This window comes from Allomesorhizobium camelthorni (assembly GCF_011045125.1).
GTDB classification, from domain to species: domain Bacteria; phylum Pseudomonadota; class Alphaproteobacteria; order Rhizobiales; family Rhizobiaceae; genus Allomesorhizobium; species Allomesorhizobium camelthorni.
Map to the genome: position 1 here is coordinate 1 of NZ_JAAKZF010000291.1, position 853 is coordinate 853.

The following is an 853-nucleotide window of genomic DNA, read 5'->3' on the forward strand; positions in this document are numbered from 1 at the left end:
TCTGGCGACGCCGGGCTTCGGCGGCCTGGCGCTGATCGTTCTGGGCCTGGCGATCGGCGGCGGCGTCGGCGCGATCACCGCGCGGCGCATCCCGATGACCTCGATGCCGCAGCTCGTCGCGGCGTTCCACTCGCTGGTCGGCTTGGCAGCCGTCATGGTTGCCGCCGCCGCTATGTATGCGCCGACCAGCTTCGACATCGGCGCCGTCGGCGACATCCACAGCCAGGCGCTGGTCGAGATGAGCCTCGGCGTCGCCATTGGCGCCATCACCTTTACCGGCTCGGTCATCGCCTTCCTGAAGCTCGACGGCCGCATGTCGGGCAAGCCGATCATGCTGCCCGGCCGCCATGCCATCAACGCCGCGCTCGGCGCTGCACTTGTGGTGCTGATCGTGCTGCTCGTCACCAGCGAAAGCCTCGCCGTCTTCTGGCTGATCGTCGCTGTCTCGCTGGTGCTCGGCGTGCTCTTGATCGTGCCGATCGGCGGCGCCGACATGCCGGTCGTGGTGTCGATGCTCAACTCCTATTCCGGCTGGGCCGCGGCAGCGCTCGGCTTCACGCTCGGCAATCTGGCGCTGATCATCACCGGCGCGCTGGTCGGCTCCTCGGGCGCGATCCTGTCCTACATCATGTGCAAGGGCATGAACCGCTCCTTCATCTCGGTCATCCTCGGCGGCTTCGGCGGCGAGACCTCCGCTGTCGCCGATGACGGCATCGAGCGCACGGTCAAGCAGGGCTCGGCCGACGACGCCGCCTATCTGATGATGAACGCGCAGAAGGTGATCATCGTGCCGGGCTACGGCATGGCGGTGGCGCAGGCGCAGCACGCGCTGCGCGAGATGGCCGACAAGCTC

Annotated in this window: 1 protein-coding gene; it reads left to right on the plus strand. The window is 68.0% G+C overall.

What is annotated here, in order from left to right; translation table 11 throughout:
* A partial coding sequence (locus tag G6N73_RS35955) for an NAD(P)(+) transhydrogenase (Re/Si-specific) subunit beta (RefSeq protein ID WP_165034584.1) occupies nt 1–853 on the plus strand: 853 nt, incomplete at both ends.